The organism is Nocardia higoensis NBRC 100133 (assembly GCF_000308595.1).
GTDB lineage: Bacteria > Actinomycetota > Actinomycetes > Mycobacteriales > Mycobacteriaceae > Nocardia > Nocardia higoensis.
In genome coordinates this window covers 40,168-60,629 of the sequence record NZ_BAGA01000072.1, presented here as the reverse complement: position 1 = coordinate 60,629, position 20,462 = coordinate 40,168, and the positions used below count along the sequence as shown (strand labels likewise).

Here is a 20,462-nt window from a genome sequence, read left to right as displayed (position 1 = left end):
GGGAAGGTCGACGCGGTACACATCGCCCATGTGGCCGGATTCAGATGTTCTATGACCGGATCGCCACTGATGTCGCGACTGCGCCGCGGTCGATCATGGGAGCACGCCCCCAAGGAAGGATCTTCATGCCACAACCGCGTGCGCAATTCGTCCTGTTCGACGGCTTCGATCCGCTCGACATCATCGCGCCCCACGAAGTACTGACAGCGGGCCGGGACGTCCTCGGCGCGACGGCGCTCGACCTCGAGTACGTCACCGCCGAAGGCCCGAGGGAGGTCGTCTCCGGCACGCCGGGAATCACTTTGCGTGCCACCGGAACCTTGGATTCGACGACCCCGGGCTATGTCCTGGTCCCCGGTGCGTCCGGTCCCGTCGACGGCGATCCCGACGCCGGCGACGTCACCGTCCCGGTACTGCTCGCCCGATTCGCCGCCACCGAGGCCATGCCGCTCCTGCGCGGCTGCCTGGACAACCCGGCGATCACCCTCGCGACGATCTGCGGCGGCTCCCTGGCACTCGCCATGGCAGGCCTGCTGGATGGCCGCACCGCGACCACCCACGTCCTCGGCATCGACATGCTCGACGCCACCGGTGCCACCGCGGTGCGGGCGCGCGTCGTCGACGACGGCGATCTGGTCTCCGCGGGCGGGGTCACCTCGGGTCTCGACCTGGGCCTGTACCTGCTGGAACGCGACTTCGGGCCGCGAATCGCCCACGCCGTCGAGGAGTTGTTCGAGTACGAGCGGCGCGGAACCACCTGGAAGAACACCGGCCGCTCCCCCGCCGCGGCCTGACCGACCACCACCCGAAAGCCACGACCCGAAGGCACAGAGATGAGTAGCATCACCGGCGCATGGCGGCTACGGATGAAGACTCCGATAGGCACCATCGAAGCCGATTACGACTTCACCGACACCTCCACCGGGATCAGCGGAACCGCGAGCCGCGCAGGCGAACACGTCGTGCTGCACGACATCGTCTGCGAACCCGGCCCCGACGGTGAGCGCGTCACCTGGCGGCAGAGCATCACCGAACCGCTGCGCTCGAACCTCGAATTCGATGTCACCGTCACCGGCGACACCCTGACCGGGCACTCCCGCGCGGGCCGTCTGCCGCGCAGCAAGGTCACCGGCGAACGGATCGGCGCATGACCGGATTCCTGCTGTCGGTCCATGTTCTGGCCGCGATTCTGGCCATCGGCCCGGTCGCCGTCGCGGCCAGCATGTATCCGCCCGCCGTCCGCGCGGCGCATCGGGACCCCGACGAGCCCCGTAAGGCCGCCATCGTCGCTGTGCTGCACCGGATCACCCGCGTCTACGCGGTCGTCGGAGTCTTCGTTCCGGTGTTCGGGTTCGCCACCGGGGCGAGCCTCGGCGTGCTCGGCGATGCCTGGCTGCTGGTGTCGATGATCCTCACCGCCGCTGCCGCCGTGTTGCTCATGGGGGTGATCCTGCCCGCCCAGGAGTCGGCGCTGGCCCGGATCCAGGCGCCGAGCGCGGTCGGCGTGCCCGTTGCGGCGCCGCGGACGCGCTCACGCGCCGACGATGCCACGCCGCTGGAACGACTCACCGCGCGGCTGGGCATGTCCACCGGAATGTTCAATCTGCTCTGGGCGATCGTGGTCGTGTTGATGATCTACCGGCCCGGGTCGACCACCGGTGCGGGCTTGTGAGGGGGCTGGTGAGAGCCGTCGAGGCACCGGCATTTCGGCTGCCGCGGCCATCCGGGCTGCGCGGAACCGGCCGGAGCGAGATGATCTTTCGGTAGTCGAACGAGAACAACCGAACAGTCAGCTCGAAAGGACCGAGTCATGTTGTCCCATAACATCATCCGCATGAGCCGCATCGAGAGCGCCGGATGAGCGCGGCACAGGAACGCTTCGCCGGCGGCACCGCCGTCATCACCGGCGCGGGTTCGGGTATCGGCGAGGGGCTCGCGCGGTACGCGGCCGCCATCGGGATGCAGGTCGTGGTCACCGATGTCGATGCCGAGCGGGCCCGCACGGTCGCCGACGACATCCTCGCGCAGGGGTTGAAGGCCGAGGCGCAGGTACTCGACGTCACCGATGCCGAGGCCTTCGAGAAGCTCGCCACCGACGTCTACGAGCGGTATGGCAGCGTGGAGCTGCTGATCAACAACGCGGGGCTGGAGACCGCGGGGGTGCTCTGGGAGATACCGGTGCAGCGGTGGCGTCATGTGATGAACGTGAACGTGGACGGCGTGTTCCATGGCATCAGGGCTTTCCTGCCCAAGATGATCGCGGCGGGCACGCCCGCGACGGTGGCCAATATGTCCTCGGTCGGCGGTGTGCTCACCCAGGCTCTGCAGACGCCCTACATCGTCAGCAAGCACGCGATCGTCGCGCTCACCGAGAGCCTGCACCAGGAAGTCGCGCTCACCGGCGCACCCATTCAGGTGACCGTGCTGCTGCCGTATTCGGTGCGCAGCCGGATCTTCGTCGACGCCCAAGCCGCCGCCCCCAGCGGCAACGCCGCGGCCGACCAGATGTTCGAGGTGCTGCACAATCTCGGCGAGACCGCGGGCATGGATCCGGTCGATGCCGCGGAGAACATGTTCGCCGACATCGCCGCGGGCGAGTTCTGGGGCTTCACCGACAAGGCGTTCGGCCTCGGCGCACTGAGCCACCGCGCGGAAACGCTGAGCGAGCGACGGGCTCCCGCGCCGCCCATGTCCTTCTGACGGTCCTTTCGCCGCGGCACCGGTCCGGCGGAGGAGGACCGCTGCTTCTCCGCCGTCCGGCGCGGACCGGGTCGAGACACTTCGCAAATGCCGGGCTACTGTCCAGTGGCCGACGCGACACCCCGGTGCCGCTCCCGCCGTCGGCGAGCTCGGCCGAAAGGAACACGATGCCCGATCACGAGTCCACCCTCGCCCGCACGATCGCGACCGCGCGCTCGCAGACCGTGGGCGACCTGTTGCGACGCAGCGCCCAGCGCTACCCCGAGCGGCTGGCGATAGCCGACGGCGAACGGCGGCTGACCTACCGCGAGTTCGACTCGATCGTCAACCGGGTTGGCCACGCGCTCATCGACCAGGGCATCGGCAAGGGCACCGCGGTCGCGCTGCTGTCGCGCAATTCCAGCCAGTACGCCGTGCTCACGCTGGCGCTGGCCCGGATCGGCGCGATGCTCGTGCCGGTCAACTTCATGCTCGGCGCCGAGGAGATCGCCTACATCCTGCGCCATTCGCGCGCGAAGGCGTTCGTCGTCCAGGACGGCCTGCTCGAGGTGGCGACCGCCGCGGTCGAGCAGGGCGAGCACCGGCCCGACCTACTGGTCCGCATCGGCGGCGCGGACTCGGCCGACGATCGGTGGATCGCCTACGAGACCTGGGAGACCCACGCCGACGAGTCGGAACCCGAGGTCCTCGTCGGCGACGACGATCCGATCCGCCTGATGTACACCAGCGGCACCGAGTCGCGCCCCAAAGGCGTGCTGCTGTCCAGCAAATCGCTGATCACCCAGTACGTGAGCGCGGTGATCGACGGCGGCATGTCCGGCGAGGACATCGAGGTACACGCCCTGCCGCTCTACCACTGCGCCCAGATGGACTGCTTCCTGCTGCCCGACATCTACCTCGGCGCCTCCAGCATCATCCTGCCCGGCCCCGATCCGGCGACCGTGCTGGCCACGATCGAACGCGAGCGCGCGACGAAGTTCTTCGCCCCGCCCACGGTGTGGATCGCCCTGCTGCAGTCGCCGCAGTTCGCGTCCACCGATCTGTCCTCGCTGACCAAGGGCTACTACGGCGCCTCGCCGATGCCGGTGGCCGTGCTCGAACAGATTCGCACCGCGCTGCCCGCGCTCTCGCTGTGGAACTTCTACGGCCAGACCGAGATGTCGCCGGTCGCAACGATTCTGCGGCCGCACGAGCAGATCGAGCGCGCCGGTTCGGCGGGCCGCGCGGCTCTGCACGTGGAGACGATCATCGTCGACGACGACGACAATCCGCTACCGCCCGGCGAGCTGGGCGAGATCGTCCATCGCAGCCCACACGCGACGCTCGGCTATCTCGACGACGAGGCCAAGACCGCGGAAGCCTTCCGCAACGGCTGGTTCCACTCCGGCGACCTGGGCATCATGTCCGAGGACGGCTATCTCAGCGTTGTCGACCGCAAGAAGGACATGATCAAGACCGGCGGCGAGAACGTCGCCAGCCGGGAGGTCGAGGAAGCGCTCTACACCGTCGCCGGTGTCGCCGAGGCCGCCGTCTTCGGCACCCCGCATCCGACCTGGATCGAGGCGGTGACGGCGGTTGTCGTCGCGCAGGACGGCCACGAACTCACCGAGCAGGACATCGTCGACGGGCTGCGGCCGCGGCTGGCCGGGTTCAAGCTGCCCAAGCGCATCGTGTTCGTCGAGGAACTTCCGAAGAATCCCAGCGGCAAGATCCTCAAACGCGAACTGCGGCAGAAGTTCTCGGATCAGGTGAACTGAGCGCACACGACAGGCCGGGCCGTTCCCCGTACGGTGGGCGGCCCGGCTGCGCGATCCGGGTCAGTTCAGGACTTCGTTGAGCTTGCCGGTGGCGACATCGAAGACGAATCCGCGCAACGAGGTCGTCTTCGTGACGAACGGGCTGCGCTCGATGCGCTTCAGCGACTGGCGCACGTCTTCCTCGACGTCCGGGAAGGATTCGGCCGACCAGGTGGGCTTGATGCCGATCTCGTCCTGGATGGCGCGCTTGAAGTCGTCGTCGGTGAAGGTGAGCATGCCGCAGTCGGTGTGGTGGATGAGGATGATCTCGGTCGTGCCCAGCAGGCGCTGGCTGATGGCCAGCGACCGGATCTCGTCGTCGGTCACCACGCCGCCCGCATTGCGGATGACGTGCGCCTCGCCGTCTTTCAGGCCGAGGATCCGGTAGACGTCCAGGCGGGCGTCCATGCACGCCACCACGGCGACGTGCTTGCTCGGCGGCAGCGGGAGGGGCCCACTGAACGTCGCCGCGTATTCGGCGTTGTTGGCCAGGTACTCGTCGGTCACGCTCATGGATCGCGCCTTCCTCTGGGAGGGGGGTGTGAGGACTTCACGTGTACGGATCGACAGTTGCCAGTGGCCGGATCCCGGACAAGGTATTTGCGCAGGCTGAGCGCAACTACCCGGGGGCGGGTCACGCAAACGACACGATTTATTTCTATACAAAAATAAACTGCCGTTTACGTTCGGTGTGCGTTACCCTGGGTGCGGCTCACGCGTCACCTCGAAACCACCGGGGTCTGCCGGAGCCCTGATGCTCAGTGCATCTCGAGCCGATCCGGGTAGTGTCATGAACCTGAAATCCAGCTCCTCCCCCTTCCTGTCGGTGAATTCCGCCACGGCACCCTCCCGTTCGCCCGATCACCGGCTGATATCCCGCACCCGCCACCGCAGTGGCGTCGTCATCCTGTCGGTACGTGGTCAAGCCGATGCCTTCACCCTGCCGCTGTGGCGGCAGATGGTGCGCGAGGCTGCCGACGCGGCGGCGAAAGCGGGCGGCGCGCTCATCGTCGATGCCGGAAGGCTCGACTTCCTCTCGCTGCGCACCCTCGGCGATCTCGTCGAAGACGCGGGGGCTTTCCTCCGCGAAGGCGTCCGGACCTGCCTGGTCACCACCGACCGTCGCATCGCCCGGCTCCTCGCCGACGATCCGCGCACCGCGCCACTGATCGTCCGTTCCACGGTCGTCAGCGCGCACACCGCACTCGACTCGCCGGTCCGCCCCGCGCAGCCCGCGATGTCGAACGACTCGGGCGTGGACGTCACGTCTCCGCGTCGGCGTTTCCACGAACCGCAGCCGGGCGTGATCCCGCTCTCGGCGAGGAAGGCGGTGGGCGCGGGCGCGCGCACGTAACGGCCACCGGGTACCACCACAGCGCAGCAGCCGGCCGCGAGTTCGCTCGCGGCCGGCTGCTGCGTTGTCGGGTCGGTGGGCGGCGCCGGACGCGCAACCCGGAACAGGTCGAGCCGCAACGTCCGGGTTCACTCCCGGCCGAGCGCGTCCAGTTCGGCGAGGTCGGTATCCGACAGCGACAGCCGGGCGCCCGCGATGTTCTCGCGTAGGTGCGCGACGGAGGAGGTGCCGGGGATCAGCAGGATGTTCGGCGACCTGTGCAGCAGCCAGGCCAGGGCCACCGACATCGGCGTGGCGCCCAGCCGGGCGGCGACCGCGGACAATGCCGAGGACTGCAGCGGGCTGAACCCGCCGAGCGGGAAGAACGGCACGTAGGCGATGCGCTCGGCGGCGAGCCGGTCGATCAGCTCGTCGTCGTGGCGGTGGGCCAGGTTGTACATGTTCTGCACGCACACGATCGGCGCGATGCTCCGGGCCTCGGCGACCTGCTCGGCGGTGGCATTACTGACGCCGAGATGGCGGATGACGCCTTGCCGTTGGAGGTCGGCGAGCGTCTCGAACGATTCGGCGAGCGTGCCCGCCCGCGGCCCCTCGGCGTCGCCGAGCCGGAGATTCACCAGATCCAGTGTGTCGAGCCCTAGGGATTCGAGGTTCTCCTCGACCTGGCGACGCAGCTGGTCCGGCTGCCGCGCCGTCGGCCATCCGCCCTGCTCGTCCCGTTCCGCACCGACCTTCGTCACGATGTGCAGCGACTCGTGGTAGGGCTGCAGCGCCTCGCGGATCAACCGGTTGGTCACTCGCGGACCGTACGCGTCACTGGTATCGATATGGGTGATGCCGAGGTCGACGGCCTCGCGCAGCACGGCGATCGCGCCGTCCCGATCGGCGGGCGGTCCCATGACCCAGGGCCCGGCGAGTTGCATCGCGCCGTAGCCGAAGCGGGTGACGGTCAGATCGCCCAGGGTCCAGGTGCCGCCGGGGAGTGAAGTGAACAGTGTGCTCATACGCGGGTCCTCGATATCTCTCACAGGAATGGCGCCCGATGGGGCTTACTTCATACTGGTAGGGCAACTTCCCGTTGGGAAGTAGGCACTGGCAGGTGCCTTGGTTACCCAGAGGTGACAGGAGTGGGGACATGAGGACGACCACGGCGGCCGAGAAGAAGGCCACGGCCAAGATCGAGTACAACGCGTTCTTCGCCGCCTGCCCGAGCAGGCAACTGCTCGATCGGATCTCCGACAAGTGGGTCGCCCTGATCCTGTGCGCGCTGGGCGGGGGCGCGGACGGCGCGGACCGCCCCGGTGAACCGCGGGCGATGCGCTTCTCCGAACTCGCCCGGACACTCGCGGGAGTCAGCCAGAAGGTGCTCACTCAGACGCTGCGGTCCCTGGAACGCGACGGCCTGCTCACCCGGACGGTGACGCCCACCGTTCCCGTCACGGTCTCCTACGAACTCACCGAGCTCGGACTGTCGCTGCACCACCTGATGCGCGGCCTCAGGAGCTGGGCCGAGACGAACATGGACGAGGTCATGGCCAACCGGGCGACGCACGATGCCCGCACCGAGTAGCGGGATGCGGCCTACTCGCCCGCCGCGCGATCCCCGCGCAGCAGGCGCAGCCCCGACTCGCGCGCGAGGGCACGATCGGGCAGCCACACCACCACAGCCTGGTCGTGCCTGGTCTCCAGCTGCTCCACGGTGAGGGTGAGAGCGCCGTGCACCGGGTGGTGCAGGCGCAACGGCACCGGGGCCGTTTCGGCGGCCGGCCTCGGCTGCCAACGCTGTGCGAATTCGGGCACCGTGCGCAAGGAGGCGATGGCGTGATTCAGGTGATCGTCGTTGGGCCAGCGCATGCTCGCCCGGTAGAGCTCGGCGGTGAGGGATTCGGCGACGGCCGCGCGGTTCTGCAGTACGCGGTGGGCGGTCTTGTGTCGAAACACCCACTGCGCCAGGTCGATCGGCGGATCGAGCAGGCCGAGCGGCGCGGCGAGATCGGCCCAGGCCTCGTTGTGGGCGAGCACCTCGAGGCGGCGGCCCCGCACGAACGCGGGCGTCGGATCCAGCGCCCGCAGGACCGCGATGACCGATTCCGGCACCGTCGTGATGGGTGCTTCGGAACCACCGCACCGTTCCTCCTGGCCGGCGGTCAGCGCGAGCAGGCCGAAGTGCCGACGTTGCGCGTCGTCGAGCAGGAGGGCGGCGGCCAGCGCGTCGACCACGGCGATCGAGGGGTTGGTGTCGCGGCCCTGTTCCAGCCGCGCCAGGTAGTCCGCGCTCACCCCGGCGCGCACCGCGACCTCTTCGCGCCGCAGGCCGGGGGTGCGGCGGCGGCCGATATCGGGTAGTCCGACGTCGGCCGGGCGCAGTTCGGCGCGACGGGCGACGAGGAATTCGGCGAACCTGTTTCCGGTCACGTCTTCATCATGGCCGATTCCCGCACCGCGAGCCTGGCCCTGTCAGGTCCAGGAAAACCACGGCCTTGGTACCGGCCGCCGCCGGGGCCAGGCTCGGTTCATGACCACGAGCACGAACGAAACCCCGACCCTGCTGAAGCCCGGCTCCTGGGCCCTGGACACCCAGCACTCCTCGGTCGGCTTCAGCATCCGCCACCTCGGAATCGCGAAGGTGCGCGGTAGCTTCACCGCCTTCGACACCGAGTTCCACGTCGACGAGACCGGCGCGGCCACCATCGGCGCCACCATCCACCTGAACTCCTTCGACACCGGCAATGCCGCCCGCGACGAGCACGTGCGCACCGCCGACTTCCTCGACGTCGCCAACCGGCCCACCCTCACCTTCCGCGCCACCGGACCGGTGCGCATCGCCGAGAACTTCACCGTCGACGGCGAGGTGTGGCTGGGCGAGCGCAGCACGCCGGTGACCCTCGAGGTGGAATGGGGCGGGGTGCAGGAACTGCCCGGAGCCGGCGCCCGGCACGCCGGCTTCTCCGCCGTCGGCTCCGTGGACCGGCTCGCACTCGGCGTGGGCGCCGCCGCCCCCGGTCTGCTGAGCAACTCGGTCAAGGTCGAACTGGAGATCCAGTTGGTCGAGCCCGCCTGAGGGTCCGCCGATACCGCAACCACTCGTTTCCGGCGGGCGTTACTGTCGCAAGAGCGGACGGCGCGCCGACACCCCACACGCGCGGTCCGCGCTCGACAGCAGCGACGAAAGCACGGATCCGATGAGCACAGTGCACGCCTTCACCGATGACGCCCTCGGCGATCTCGACGCCCTCGGGGTCGCCGCCCGGATCCGCAGCGGGGAGGTGAGCCGTGACGAAGTGCTCGAGGCCGCCATCGCCCGGGTCGGCAAGGTGCAGCCGGAGCTGAACGCGGTGCAGGTCGAGTGCTTCGAGCGGGCGCGCAACCAGCCGCCCACCTCGGGGCTGTTCGCCGGAGTGCCTGCGTTTGTCAAGGACAACGCCGATGTCGCGGGCGTGCCGACCTGTCACGGCTCGTCCGCGTTCACCCCGCATCCGGCGAAGGCGGACAGCGCGCCCGCACGGCAGTTCCTCGCGCAGGGGTTCACCTTGCTCGGCAAGTCCACGCTGTGTGAGTTCGGGCTGACCGCCAGCACCGAGTACGTCGATCGCCCGCCCACCAGGAACCCGTGGAACACCGAGTACTCCGTCGGCGCCTCCTCCGGCGGATCCGGCGCGTTGGTCGCTTCCGGCGCGGTGCCGATCGCGCACGCCAACGACGGCGGCGGATCCATCCGCATTCCCGCGGCGGTCAACGGGCTCGTCGGGCTCAAGGTGACGCGGTCTCGTCTGCTCGATCAGCCGGGCGCCAGGCAACTACCGGTGAATCTGGTCTCCGAGGGAGTGCTGACCCGCTCGGTGCGCGACACCGCCCACTACCTCGCCGTCGCCGAACAGCACCATCCCGAACCGGGCCTGCCGCCGGTCGGTCTCGTCGAGGGCCCGGACGACCGCAGGATGCGCATCGGCGTCATTCGCTACGACGTCCTCGGCCACCCCGTCCACCCCGAGACCGACCGGATCCTGACCTCGGCCGCCGAGACCTTCGCCGGCCAGGGCCACGAACTCGTCGAGCGCCGCCTGCTGCTCGACGAACAGTTCGTCGAGGACTTCACGCTGTACTGGTCGCTGTTCGCGGTCCTCATGTCGGCGAGTTTCTCGATGAGCCACGGCCGCCGTTTCGACCCGCGCAAGCTCGACCCGTTCACCAAAGGTCTCGCCCGCAAGGTCGCCCGCGGCCCACACCGGCTCCCCGGCGCGATCCGCCGCCTGCGCGGCGGCCAGGAGCTCTACGCCAGGCACTTCGCCGATGTGGACATCCTGCTCACCCCGACGCTCGCCCACCCGGCGCCGCGCATCGGCGAGCACTCCCCCCGGCAGGCCGCCGACGCGTTGTTCGCCAAGCTCGTCGACTACGTCGCCTTCACCCCGCTGGCCAATATCGGTGGCGGCCCGGCCATTTCCCTGCCACACGGACTGCACACCAACGGCCTGCCCGGCTCGATCCAGCTCTTCGCGCCGCACGGCGACGAGCGAACCCTGCTTCGACTGGCCTACGAACTCGAAGCCGTCGCGCCTTTTCCGCGGATCGGTTCCACCGGCCACAAGACGGCTTCGGTGGTTACGCCCGAAAACGCCTGACCCGCTGTCGCTCGGGGCGCGGACCGCCCGGCGGTACCGCACGTTCGACGGCGACAGCACCGCTTCGCCCGCCGGTAACGTCATGACAAACCAATCGTCGGGCAGAGTTCATCACAATCGGAGGAACTTCCTCCACTTCACTTGTAACGTCGTCGTCATGGGCGTGTCTCGACGGCAGTTGCTGGGTTACGGCGCCGCCGGGTCCGCATTGCTGCTGGCCGGAGCCTCGGCGGTGAGCAGCAGCCGATTCCGCGCACCCCGATGGTCGGAGCATCCGTTCACCCTCGGCGTGGCTTCCGGCGATCCCACCCCGGACGGATTCGTATTGTGGACGCGGCTCGCGCCCGACCCACTCGCTCCGGACGGTCACGGCGGGATGGGTCCGCAGCCGGTGACCGTGGAGTTCGAGGTCGCCGAGGACGCGGCGTTCACCCGGGTGGTGCGCCGCGGCGAGGCGGTCGCGACCAGGGAACTGGCCCACAGCGTCCACCCCGAGATCCACGGTCTCGCGCCGGACCGCTGGTACCACTACCGCTTCCGTGCGGGGGCGGCGGTTTCCCCGGTCGGCCGCACCCGCACCGCCCCGGCCCGCGGCAGCCGTCCCGACCGGCTGCGCTTCGTCTTCGCCTCCTGTCAGGCCTGGAACGACGGCTACTACACCGCCTACGAGCACATCGCCGACGAGGATCTGGACCTGGTCGTCCACCTCGGCGACTACATCTACGAGGACGCGCTCACCGGCCGCCGCACCGGCAGGCCCGTGGAGTCCCACATGCGGCCCGAGGCGCGGGATCTGCCGGGATACCGCCTGCGCTACGCGCTCTCGAAAGTCGAGCAGCCACTCCAGCGCGCGCACGCGTTCTTCCCGTGGCTGGTCACCATGGACGATCACGAGGTCGACGACAACTGGGCCGCCGAATCCTCCGGACTCGACCTCGATATCGACATCGTCCCGGCACTGTTCCGGCGCCGCCGGGCCGCGGCGTTCCAGGCCATGTACGAACATCAGCCGCTACGTCTGGCCCAGCTGCCCGCAGGCACGCGCGTGCACTTGCATCGCCGCTATCACTACGGCAGCCTCGCCGATATCACCCTGCTCGACACCCGCCAGTACCGGACTCTTCCCGCCGCCCGCAACGGCGACATGACCACCGACCACACCCTCCGCTCCGACTCCGCGGCAACCATTCTCGGTGAGCCGCAACGGGACTGGCTGGTCGACGGCTTCGCACAGTCGAACGCCCGCTGGCACATTCTCGGCAACCAGGTCGTGATGGCTCAGACCGACCACGATCCCGGACCCGACGTCGAGGTCTCCACCGACGCCTGGGACGGCTACGTCGCCGACCGCCACGCCGTCCTCTCCGCCGCGGCCGAACGGTGCGTGCGCAATCTCGTCGTCATCACCGGCGACCGGCACGAGAACTACGCCGCCGACCTGCGCCGCGACTACAACGACCCCGACTCCCCCGTCATCGGCAGCGAATTCACCGGCACCTCGGTGACCAGCGGCGGCGACGGCGTCGACATCTACGACCACGGCCGGCGCCTGCTGGCGGCCAATCCGGACCTGAAGTACTTCAACGCGCAACGCGGCTATGTCCGCGTGGAGGTCGATAGGCAGTTGTGGCGCAACGACTTCCGCGTAGTTCCCTACGTGCAGCGCCCCGGCGCGCCGGTCCGCACCGACGCCACCTACATCGTGCAGGACGGCGTGCCCGGCGTGCTCGAGGCATACCAGCCCGGCCGCCCCACCGCCGCGGATCTGCGCGTCAGCGACGACATCGAGGACCTCGCCCAGGCCGTGGAGGCCGGTCGCTGATCCGCGGGCTCACCCGACCCGCTCGAGTGTCGCCGTGACGGTCTCCTGCTTTCCCGTGCGTGTCACGCCGGTGTAGGAGAAGTCCAGCCGACCGGTATCACCGGCGGCGACGGTGACATTGCCGTGCGGAATGCACGGGCCGGAGAGAATCCGCTCGTAGAACGACGCGGACGAGCCGTCGGCCTCCCGCTCGCGCAAGGTCAGCTCACCCGCGCAGGTTCCTTCGGCCACCTCGTAGTTGGTGTGGCCGACGACGGTGCCGACCTCACCGGATCGCAGGGTGAGGGTCATCCGATACTGCGACAGGACGCCTTGATCATCCTGCTGCGCGATGCCCTGCCACACGCCCGCGATCGGTGGACCGTCCGCTGCCGCCGGGCTGTCGCCGCCGAAGGATCTCAGTCCGACGATCGCCAGCCCGATGACCGCGAGCAGCACCGCGGCCGCGGCCACCACGGCCGCGGTTCGCCGCCCGGGCCATACCGGGCGCTCCGCCGCGGCGTGCAGTTCGTCGGTGTCCTTCCCCGGCGACTTCGCGACGACAGTGTCCCGGCCGAACTCGGCATCGACGCTCGCGAGCAGGCCACGTCTGTCGGTCGGCGCCGTCTCCGCGAGCGCGGCGGACGAGTCTGCCGAATCCCCATGGGACCGTGCCGGATCGACGTTGGGCTGGGCGTCGTGCCCGTTCGTGGCCGCGACGATCGCCGTCGCCAGCGCGCGGCAGTCCGGATACCGCTCTTGCGGGTCCTTCGCCAGAGCCCGGGCGACCACACCGTCGAAAGTGCTCGGCACCAGCGGATTTCGCGTGCTCGGCGCAGGCACCGGCAGGTTGAGGTGCCCGTGCATCAGCTGGGCGGCGCTGGTCCCCGGATACGGAATGTCCCCGGTCAGCATGTGGAAGAGAGTGCAGCCCAGCGAATAGACGTCGGCGCGACGATCCACCGCCGCGCCGAAGTCCAGACGTTCCGGCGCGCTGTACTGGAAGCTGGCGTACACCTCGTTAGTCTTGGTCAGCCCGACACTGTCGTCGATCCCCTTCGCGATCCCGAAGTCGGTGAGCAGCACCCGCTCGAACGGCCCCCTGGTCAGCAGGATGTTGGCCGGCTTCACATCCCGGTGCAGCACACCGGCCTCGTGCGCGTGATCCAGCGCTTCCGCGGCCGCCACCGCGATCCGCGCCGCGCGCTCGACGGTGAGCGCCCCCGCCGACAGCACCGCCGACAGGTCGAGCCCGTCGACATAGGCCATCGAAATCCACAGTCTGCCTTCTTCTTCCCCACGGGCGTAGATGGTGACGATATTGGGATGCGACAGCCGCGCCACCATGTCCGCCTCGCGCTGGAACCGCCTGCGCACGTCGTCATTCCCGGCCACCGTGCGTGGAAGCACCTTCAACGCGACGTGGCGCGGCAGACCGCGGTCACGGGCGAGGAACACCTCCCCCATTCCGCCCGCCCCGAGCAGTCGCTCGATCCTGTACCCGGCGAACACCTGCCCCGGCACCAGTACTGTCCCCACCGCATTCCTCCCGATGTCCCGCTCCGGCCGACGATACGCCCGCCCCGTGCATCTCAGGTCGCACTCATGTCCGGATCGACCCGGCGCAGGGCCGAGGCCAGCCACTCACTCCGGCGGTGCTCGGCGGGAATCGCGGCAAGGTCCTGCGCCGCCTCCTCGACGGCGGCCGCCGTCTCGCCCATGAGCGCGAGCACACCGCCCCGCTGCACCGCCGCGAAGCCCGCACTCCGCCAATACATCGCTGTGGGAGGTTCGACCCGTCCGCGGCGGCCGATGCGCGCTCGGCCGCTGTCAGCGCACTCCGCGCAGCAGGCGTTTCGCTCTCTCCGGCCGGCAATTCCGCCCTGCGCATGTACCCGTAGGCGCCGACCACAGGATGCACATCGCCGACCGCCGAGGCGGCATCCGACAAGGCGACGACCTAGTGGTGATTGCCTCCCGGCTCCATCCGACCAGCCTACTGGGAGCCGCCCGGTGTAAATGTCTGTGAACAGCCAATTCTCATGCCGCCGATACGGTCCCGCTCACCCGACGAAGTGTTCGAAGCGCGCCGTCCGGACGCTGGGTGAGAGTCCACGCACTTGGAGGAACAGCGCCGCCCTGGCCCGCACCTGCGCGATGCTCTCGGCCAGCAATCCCTGACCGCCGGCCGCGACCAGTGCCGCGGTGGTCGCCCGCACCGCGAGTTCGTCGAGCGTGGCGCGCCAGTGTGGTTCGGGTACGGGAGTGGTCGCGGCGTGCTCCAGTCGCTCCGACAGCCGGAGCAGGGAGGGCTCGTCCGGGTGCGCGGCCAGTGCGTCCGCCAGAGCGGCCCGGCCCAGCCCGATCGGTCCGATGGCGGGCAGGTCCGGTTCCGTGCCGTCGGAACTGAGTGCGGTGGTCAGAGATCTGTTCGGGCGCACGAAGCCGTCGCGGGCCTTCCACTCCCCGATGTCCACGACCTCGGTGACGAATTCCTCCGGCAGCAGGAACCCGTGCAATTCCAGTGACACGGTGCGTGATCCGCGCACGGCGGCCAGGTCCAAGGGTTCGGCGGTGATGCCCGGTGCGGTGAGGTCGCCGATGCCGAAGACGTAGGTCGAGTTCAGTTCGTCGACGGCGCCCAGCCAGGCGGTGTCGACCAGGCCCCATCCCGACAGCCAGCGCACCACGCCGTCGATGCGATATCCGCCGGGGACCTTGGTGGCGGTCGTGCTCGGTTTGTGCGGCCAGGAACGGATCTGGGCGAAGCCCGCACCGCCGATCCGGACGCCTGCCGCGAGCTTCGGCAGCAGCTCCAGCGCGGCCGGATTCCCCGACTTCAACGCCTGCCCGACCGGTCCGCCGTGCTGGGTGACGGCCAGCGCCGTGGACGGGTCGGCGCCGAAGAGCAGGTCGTCTATGGCGTTCTTGACGGCAGGCGGGATCGGGTCGCCGCCGTGTTCGCGCGGGATCGACCACGAGAAGTAGCCGATGTCGATCAGCGCGTCGACGTGCGAGCGGGGCACCTCGGTGGCGTCGACCTCGACCGCCCTGGGCGCGATGACCTCGCGGACCAGTTCGGCGAAGTCCTGATAGGCGCGATGTTCGATGCTCATTCTTCCTCCATCACCTGCAACGGTTTCCGAGCCCGGCCGGGCCGCTCCGGTGAGCCGCTCACAACGCCTCGTAGTGGAACGAGGCCAGCCTCGGGCCGTGTCCGCCGTCGAAGCGGACCGTCACCTTCCACACCCCGGGGGCGGGGATGATCAACTGCTCACTGCGCCACACCAGTGCGCCGTCCGCTTCGACGGCCTCGCTCAGCGCCACCGGCAGCCGCGCGACATTGGCCGATGCCGAGGACAGATCGACCGCCAGCGACGGCGGGATGCGCTCGGCGGCAGCGGAGTCCGGTGGCCGATAGTCGACGGTCAGTTGCTGCGGGCCGCGCCGGATCGTGTCGATGTCGATGCGCACGATCTCGGACGCGCCGAAGTCGAGTGTGGTGGCGAGGTTCGTGGTGTAGATGTCCTCGGCGGGCGGCAGCGTCGTGAGCACAGAGGTCACGGCGAGCACCGTCACCGCCAGGCCCGCCTCGACCAGCACGGAGCGCGGGCGTCCGGCATCGGTCTCCTCGCGCCGGAACCACCGGTAGGTCGAATAGCCGAATGCCGCGATCGCAACCGCGACAGCAGTCTTGCCCAGCAGGACCAGGCCGTAGGGAGTGGCGACCAGTGCCGCGACCGGGCGCACCTGCAACACCGCCAGCACGAGTCCGCCGGTCATCACGACCAGCACGTGTGCGAGGGCGATGGAGTGCCAGCGCCGCAAGCGTGGAGCGCCGCGCAGGACCAGGACGATCGTCGCGACGCCGCCGAGCCATACGGTGATGCCGTACACGTGCAGGAGCGTGCCGAGGAACGGCAACGGCCATCCCTGCGGCGATCCGCCGTGACCGCCGAGCGTGACCGCGACGATCGCGGTTCCGGCCTGGAGAACGCCCAGGACACGACTCGCGGGGACCGACACCGCGAGCACCGACGAGGCCACGGCGGCAAGGGACGCGAGTCCCTGCGGGGCGAGCAGCAGATCCGCGATGCCCGACCCCGTGATCTGTGACAGGCCGCCGGAGCGCTGGGCCGCGAGAACAGTGAGACGGCCTGCCAGGCCCGCGATCAGGATCCCGGCCCCGATCCGGTACACCACACGGAAGCGCCGTTCGCTCCTCGCCGCGGGCCACACCCACAGCGATACGAGGAACAACCCGGCCGAGAGCACCGCGCCGAGGTAGACGGCGGTCTTGCTCGGATAGTTCAGGTATCGCTCGACGCCCGGAGCTGCCGTCTCGGTGGAGAACTCACCGTGCTCGGTCACTGCCCCGACAGTGAACTGGAGCGACAGCGAGACGACGTGGGTGTCGGCGGAGACGGCGCGCGCGGTCGCGAGGTAGGCGCCGTCGGGGATCGTGGCGGCGGGCACGAGCACGATGCGGCGCTGACCGTCGTCGAGCCGCACCCGGGCCAGCTCGAATCGGTCACCGGCGCTGTCGATCAGCTGCGCCGAGTTGTCGACCAGGGTGACCGGCTCATCGAGTTGCAGCGCCAGTTCGGCGGGCGCGGACTCGGCGTGGGCGCCGTTCGCCGGCGAGGTCGACACCAGGTTCGCGTGCGCCGAGGACGCGCCCGCGGTGACCACCGACCCCACTGCCAGGAGGAGGACGAGCGACCACAGCCGCCACCAGCGACTAGGACCGGGCGCCACGGTCCCGCCGCCACACCGCCGTGAGCCCGGCGCCGAGCACCAGCACGAGCACGAGGTTCACCACCGCCAGCGCGCGCCACCAGCCGTCCGGGGAGGACTCACCCGAGCCGGTGCCGTGATCGGCGGCGTCGTTCGACGTGCCCTCGCCGTGGCCGGAATCGTGGCCGTGGCCGCCGGCCGCCACCAGAGTCACCACCGGCGCCGGATGTTCCGGTTCGCTGGCCGCATCGACCGCGACCTCGTTCCACGACACCACCGAGCCGTCGCTGTAGCGCTGATCGGTGGGCAGGGCCACCGACGACTCGTCCTTCGGCCAGGGACCCGCCGAGAAGGAGAACTCGCGGTACTGCGTGACGTCGAATCCGTCCGCGGGACTGTCCGCGGTCCACACGATGCGCGCCACCCGCTCCGAGCCGCCGGTCTGTTCCCGCTCGATTGTCGCCGTCCACCCCGGAACGGGAAGCGTCCGAGCCGATTTCAGGTCCACGCCGTCGGGGAGGGTGACGGAGAGCCCCACGGTGTCCGCGCCCGCGGACTCGCCGGGCACGATCAGGCGCACGACACCGAACCCGCCCTGGTTCAGCGGTGTCCCGTCGGAGCGGACGTGGGCCGCCGCGGGCGCCGCGAAGGCCGTCACCGCGAGCGCGGCGGCGGTCACCGCCGTGCCGAACCGGCCGAATCGCCCACGGCGCCACGGCGTGCGGGAATCACTGTCCACCATCGAATGTCCTTCTGAATCTTCAGGTCGGGCCGGGAGTACACGGCCACGACGACCTCAGTTGCCGAGCACGGCGGCCACCGCGATGTTCGCGCCGCGATATGTCGATTCCAGGAACTGCGCCAACTCGGGGCTCTCCAGCGCATGGGTCAGTTCGAGCACGCGCGGATCGCCTGCCAGCCGGGCGGGCGCGACCAGCACATGGGCATAGGGGTTGTCCGGGCCCGGCTCGATCGCCAGCGCGTCCCGCCGCGGCTCCAGGCCGATGGAGGCCGCGTGCTTCGGGCTCAGAACCACCGCGTCGTAGTTCTCGTAGATGTCTCGCAGATAGTCCTCGTAGCTGAGACCGCGCAGGGACAGATGTCGCAGCGAATCGAGGACATTGGCTTCGGTGATCGTCAGATCGACAGCCGCGGTGCCGCCGAACGGGCGATCGAGCTTCACCAGTCCCGCGCTCTGCAGCAGGTACAGGCCGCGCGCGAAGCCGGTCGGCGTGGCGGGCAGGGCGACTTCGGAACCGTGCGGAAGGCTCTCGCCCGAGACCTCGTCGGCGACCAGGCCGACATTCACCCAGTCCTGGGTGTCGGCGACGTCGCGCCATTTCGACGAATAGAGCGCGTAGGGAATGACGTTGACTTTCGCGACCACGCTCAGGTCGTCCAGCGCATGCGTCTGCTTGTCCGCCTCGAATGCCGGGATGTGCTGGAAGTAGGCGAGATCGGCGCCGCCCGAGGCCACCGTGGCATTGGAATCCTCGGTGGCCTCGACGAGTTCGACACGTACCGAATCCGGCAGCAGGTTGTCGATCGCGTATTCCAGGACTTCCCGGTCCTCGCCCGCACCGACGTGCACGACCAGAGTCCGCGCGTCCCGCTCCGGTGACCCGTAGTCGACCCGCGTCTCGGTCCCGCATCCGAGCACCCCGGTCGCGGCCAGCACGGCCGCGACCGAGGCGACGGACAGTCGTCGCAATGCCCACCCGGTCACTTGTTCGTCAATCCCCGCTGCCATGCGGTCAGCCGCCATTCCGCCGCCGTCATCACCGCGTTGACGAGAATGCCGATCAGGCCGAGGGCGAGGATGCCCGCGTACATCTGCGGCGTCTGATACCGCAACGCCGCATTGTTGATGTAGATGCCGATGCCCTGCGCGCCGCCGACGAGTTCGGCCGCGACCAGCGCGGTGAACGCGTTGGACGCCGCCAGGCGGATGCCGGGGAAGATCGACGGAATCGCGGCGGGCAGCACGACGCGGGCGAAGATGTAGCCGCGCCCGGCGCCGAGCGTGCGCGCGGCATTGAGCAGGGTCCGCTCCACGCCGCCGACCGCGCCGACCGCGTTGACGAAGATCGGCCAGAAGCACGCCCACACCACGATGGCGATCTTCGATTCCTCGCCGATGCCGAAGAACACGACGAACACCGGGAGCAGCGCCAGCAACGACAGATTGCGGAAGAACAGCAGGACCGGTTCGGCGAGCTTCTGGAACAGCTTCACCGATCCCACCAGGATGCCCAGCCCGATCCCGACGAGGAGGGCGATCGCGAAGCCGACCACCGCGCGCTGCACACTGGGCAGGATCTCGGCGCGCAGCGTGCCGTCGGCGAGGCCGTCGACGAAGGCCTTCGCGGTGTCCTGCGGTGTGGACAGGTACAGGTCGTTCACATACCCGGCCGCGACGACCCACCACCACAGCACCAGGAACAATCCGAGACCGATAGCGCCGTAGAGCACGCGGTCGTATCTGACCAGCCACGGATTCGGCGCCTTCGGCGGGGTCAGCTCGGCCTCGCGCACCGGATCACTGATCGTTGCCAATGTGCACCTCCTCCTCCAGGATTCGAGCCACCTGCGAGCGGATGCGGAAGAACTCCTCCGAACTCCTGGCGGCACTGTCACGCGGGCGCGGCAGATCGACGTCGAACAGTTGCTTCACCCGCCCCGGCGCACGGGTCATCACCGCGATCCGGTCGGAGAGGAAGATCGCCTCGTCGATCGAATGGGTGACGAACAGGATCGTCTTCTTCTTCTCGCCCGCCTCCCAGATCCGGAGCAGTTCGGCCTGCAGGAACTCGCGGGTCTGGGCGTCCAGGGCCGCGAACGGCTCGTCGAACAGCAGCACGTCGGGCTCGTAGGCGAGCACGCGGGCGATGGCGACGCGCTGGCGCATACCGCCGGAGAGCTGGTGCGGGAGCCGATCCGCGGCCGCTTCCAGCCCGACCGTCCGGAGCACCTGCGCCGCCCGCTCCCTGCGCTCGGCTTTGGGCACGCCCCGGATGCGCAGGCCGACCTCGACGTTCTTCTGCGCGGTCAGCCACGGGAACAACGCATAGCCCTGGAACACGACGCCGATGTTCTTGTCGACCCCGTCGATCCGCTTGCCGTCGATCAGGACCGCGCCGCCGTTGTAGGTCTCGAGGCCGGCGAGGATGTTGAGGAAAGTGGACTTCCCGCAGCCACTCGGGCCGAGCAGGGAGACGAACTCGCCGCTCTCGATCTGCAGGTCGAAGCCCTCGAGAACCGTGGTGGATTCCCGACGGGACCGCCATCCGGCCTTCGGGAAGAGTTTCGCGACGCGCTCGGCCTCGATCTTCCACGCCGTCGCGTCGGACCGCGGGGAATCCGCGATCAGGTCCTTCTCGGGGATGTGGTTCCCGAGATGCTCATCGAGCACGGGCTGGGTCATCGCATTCGACTTTTCTCTGAGAGAGACG

The 20,462-nt window shown here is 69.3% G+C and carries 21 protein-coding genes; 10 read left to right on the top strand and 11 right to left on the bottom strand.

Annotated features, from left to right (window positions below; genetic code table 11):
• Window positions 1-125: 125 nt before the first annotated feature.
• The 5 genes from ON26_RS10790 (at window position 126) to ON26_RS10770 (ending at window position 4,457) form a co-directional block, all read left to right on the top strand.
• A complete protein-coding gene (locus ON26_RS10790) occupies window positions 126-794 on the top strand; it encodes a DJ-1/PfpI family protein (RefSeq protein ID WP_040795913.1) in 669 nt (222 codons plus the stop codon).
• A gap of 39 nt (window positions 795-833) precedes the next feature.
• A complete protein-coding gene (locus ON26_RS10785; RefSeq protein WP_040795912.1) occupies window positions 834-1,151 on the top strand; it encodes a hypothetical protein in 318 nt (105 codons plus the stop codon).
• Window positions 1,148-1,672 carry a hypothetical protein gene (locus ON26_RS10780; protein ID WP_040795911.1) on the top strand — a complete coding sequence of 175 codons (525 nt, stop codon included), beginning with the start codon at window positions 1,148-1,150 and terminating at the stop codon, window positions 1,670-1,672. The genes ON26_RS10785 and ON26_RS10780 overlap by 4 nt, the downstream gene beginning before the upstream one ends.
• Before the next feature lie 185 nt (window positions 1,673-1,857).
• Entirely contained in the window at window positions 1,858-2,700 is an 843-nt protein-coding gene (locus ON26_RS10775) for an SDR family NAD(P)-dependent oxidoreductase (protein ID WP_040795910.1), read from the top strand.
• 167 nt (window positions 2,701-2,867) lie between these two features.
• Window positions 2,868-4,457 carry an acyl-CoA synthetase gene (locus ON26_RS10770; RefSeq protein WP_040795909.1) on the top strand — a complete coding sequence of 530 codons (1,590 nt, stop codon included), beginning with the start codon at window positions 2,868-2,870 and terminating at the stop codon, window positions 4,455-4,457.
• Between the two features lie 60 nt (window positions 4,458-4,517).
• Here ON26_RS10770 and ON26_RS10765 read toward each other — a convergent pair whose 3' ends face one another.
• Window positions 4,518-5,009, bottom strand: coding sequence for a beta-class carbonic anhydrase (locus tag ON26_RS10765; protein ID WP_040795908.1), 492 nt, complete (start codon window positions 5,007-5,009; stop codon window positions 4,518-4,520).
• A 277-nt stretch (window positions 5,010-5,286) separates the two neighbouring features.
• Here ON26_RS10765 and ON26_RS10760 point away from each other — a divergent pair, with 277 nt between their 5' ends.
• On the top strand, window positions 5,287-5,850 hold the full coding sequence (locus ON26_RS10760) for an STAS domain-containing protein (RefSeq protein ID WP_040795907.1): 564 nt from the start codon (window positions 5,287-5,289) through the stop codon (window positions 5,848-5,850).
• Window positions 5,851-5,978: 128 nt separating this feature from the next.
• On the opposite strand, the gene ON26_RS10755 is transcribed toward ON26_RS10760, so the two are convergent.
• Window positions 5,979-6,854: an aldo/keto reductase family oxidoreductase gene (locus ON26_RS10755; RefSeq protein WP_040795906.1), complete on the bottom strand. Its 876-nt coding sequence runs from the start codon at window positions 6,852-6,854 to the stop codon at window positions 5,979-5,981.
• 131 nt (window positions 6,855-6,985) lie between these two features.
• Between ON26_RS10755 and ON26_RS10750 the strand changes: the two genes are divergently transcribed.
• Window positions 6,986-7,420: a winged helix-turn-helix transcriptional regulator gene (locus ON26_RS10750; protein ID WP_040795905.1), complete on the top strand. Its 435-nt coding sequence runs from the start codon at window positions 6,986-6,988 to the stop codon at window positions 7,418-7,420.
• Window positions 7,421-7,431: 11 nt separating this feature from the next.
• Here the strand turns inward: ON26_RS10750 and ON26_RS10745 are convergent, their stop codons facing one another.
• Entirely contained in the window at window positions 7,432-8,265 is an 834-nt protein-coding gene (locus ON26_RS10745) for a helix-turn-helix domain-containing protein (RefSeq protein ID WP_040795904.1), read from the bottom strand.
• Window positions 8,266-8,365: 100 nt separating this feature from the next.
• Between ON26_RS10745 and ON26_RS10740 the strand changes: the two genes are divergently transcribed.
• The 3 genes from ON26_RS10740 (at window position 8,366) to ON26_RS10730 (ending at window position 12,294) form a co-directional block, all read left to right on the top strand.
• Window positions 8,366-8,911: a YceI family protein gene (locus tag ON26_RS10740; RefSeq protein WP_040795903.1), complete on the top strand. Its 546-nt coding sequence runs from the start codon at window positions 8,366-8,368 to the stop codon at window positions 8,909-8,911.
• A 121-nt stretch (window positions 8,912-9,032) separates the two neighbouring features.
• The gene (locus tag ON26_RS10735) at window positions 9,033-10,472 is read left to right on the top strand and encodes an amidase (RefSeq protein ID WP_040795902.1); all 1,440 of its coding nucleotides are present in this window, start codon (window positions 9,033-9,035) and stop codon (window positions 10,470-10,472) included.
• Between the two features lie 157 nt (window positions 10,473-10,629).
• Entirely contained in the window at window positions 10,630-12,294 is a 1,665-nt protein-coding gene (locus tag ON26_RS10730; RefSeq protein ID WP_040795901.1) for an alkaline phosphatase D family protein, read from the top strand.
• Window positions 12,295-12,303: 9 nt separating this feature from the next.
• Here the strand turns inward: ON26_RS10730 and ON26_RS31580 are convergent, their stop codons facing one another.
• The 8 genes from ON26_RS31580 to ON26_RS10690 form a co-directional block, all read right to left on the bottom strand.
• Window positions 12,304-13,812, bottom strand: a complete 1,509-nt coding sequence (locus ON26_RS31580) for a serine/threonine-protein kinase (RefSeq protein WP_157171855.1) — start codon at window positions 13,810-13,812, stop codon at window positions 12,304-12,306.
• Window positions 13,813-13,865: 53 nt separating this feature from the next.
• Window positions 13,866-14,051, bottom strand: coding sequence for a hypothetical protein (locus tag ON26_RS10720; protein WP_040795900.1), 186 nt, complete (start codon window positions 14,049-14,051; stop codon window positions 13,866-13,868).
• Window positions 14,052-14,336: 285 nt separating this feature from the next.
• Window positions 14,337-15,389 carry an acyl-CoA dehydrogenase family protein gene (locus ON26_RS10715; protein WP_040795899.1) on the bottom strand — a complete coding sequence of 351 codons (1,053 nt, stop codon included), beginning with the start codon at window positions 15,387-15,389 and terminating at the stop codon, window positions 14,337-14,339.
• Window positions 15,390-15,447: 58 nt separating this feature from the next.
• Window positions 15,448-16,974: a copper resistance CopC/CopD family protein gene (locus ON26_RS10710; protein ID WP_245545808.1), complete on the bottom strand. Its 1,527-nt coding sequence runs from the start codon at window positions 16,972-16,974 to the stop codon at window positions 15,448-15,450.
• Window positions 16,975-17,014: 40 nt separating this feature from the next.
• On the bottom strand, window positions 17,015-17,752 hold the full coding sequence (locus tag ON26_RS10705; protein WP_083884000.1) for a YcnI family copper-binding membrane protein: 738 nt from the start codon (window positions 17,750-17,752) through the stop codon (window positions 17,015-17,017).
• A 54-nt stretch (window positions 17,753-17,806) separates the two neighbouring features.
• On the bottom strand, window positions 17,807-18,760 hold the full coding sequence (locus ON26_RS10700) for a MetQ/NlpA family ABC transporter substrate-binding protein (protein WP_083884004.1): 954 nt from the start codon (window positions 18,758-18,760) through the stop codon (window positions 17,807-17,809).
• Window positions 18,733-19,566 (bottom strand): ABC transporter permease, encoded by an 834-nt coding sequence (locus ON26_RS10695; protein ID WP_245545807.1) that lies wholly within the window; start codon window positions 19,564-19,566, stop codon window positions 18,733-18,735. Before ON26_RS10695 ends, ON26_RS10700 begins: the two co-directional genes overlap by 28 nt.
• The gene (locus ON26_RS10690; protein WP_051026922.1) at window positions 19,550-20,434 is read right to left on the bottom strand and encodes an ABC transporter ATP-binding protein; all 885 of its coding nucleotides are present in this window, start codon (window positions 20,432-20,434) and stop codon (window positions 19,550-19,552) included. The genes ON26_RS10695 and ON26_RS10690 overlap by 17 nt, the downstream gene beginning before the upstream one ends.
• Window positions 20,435-20,462 lie beyond the last annotated feature (28 nt).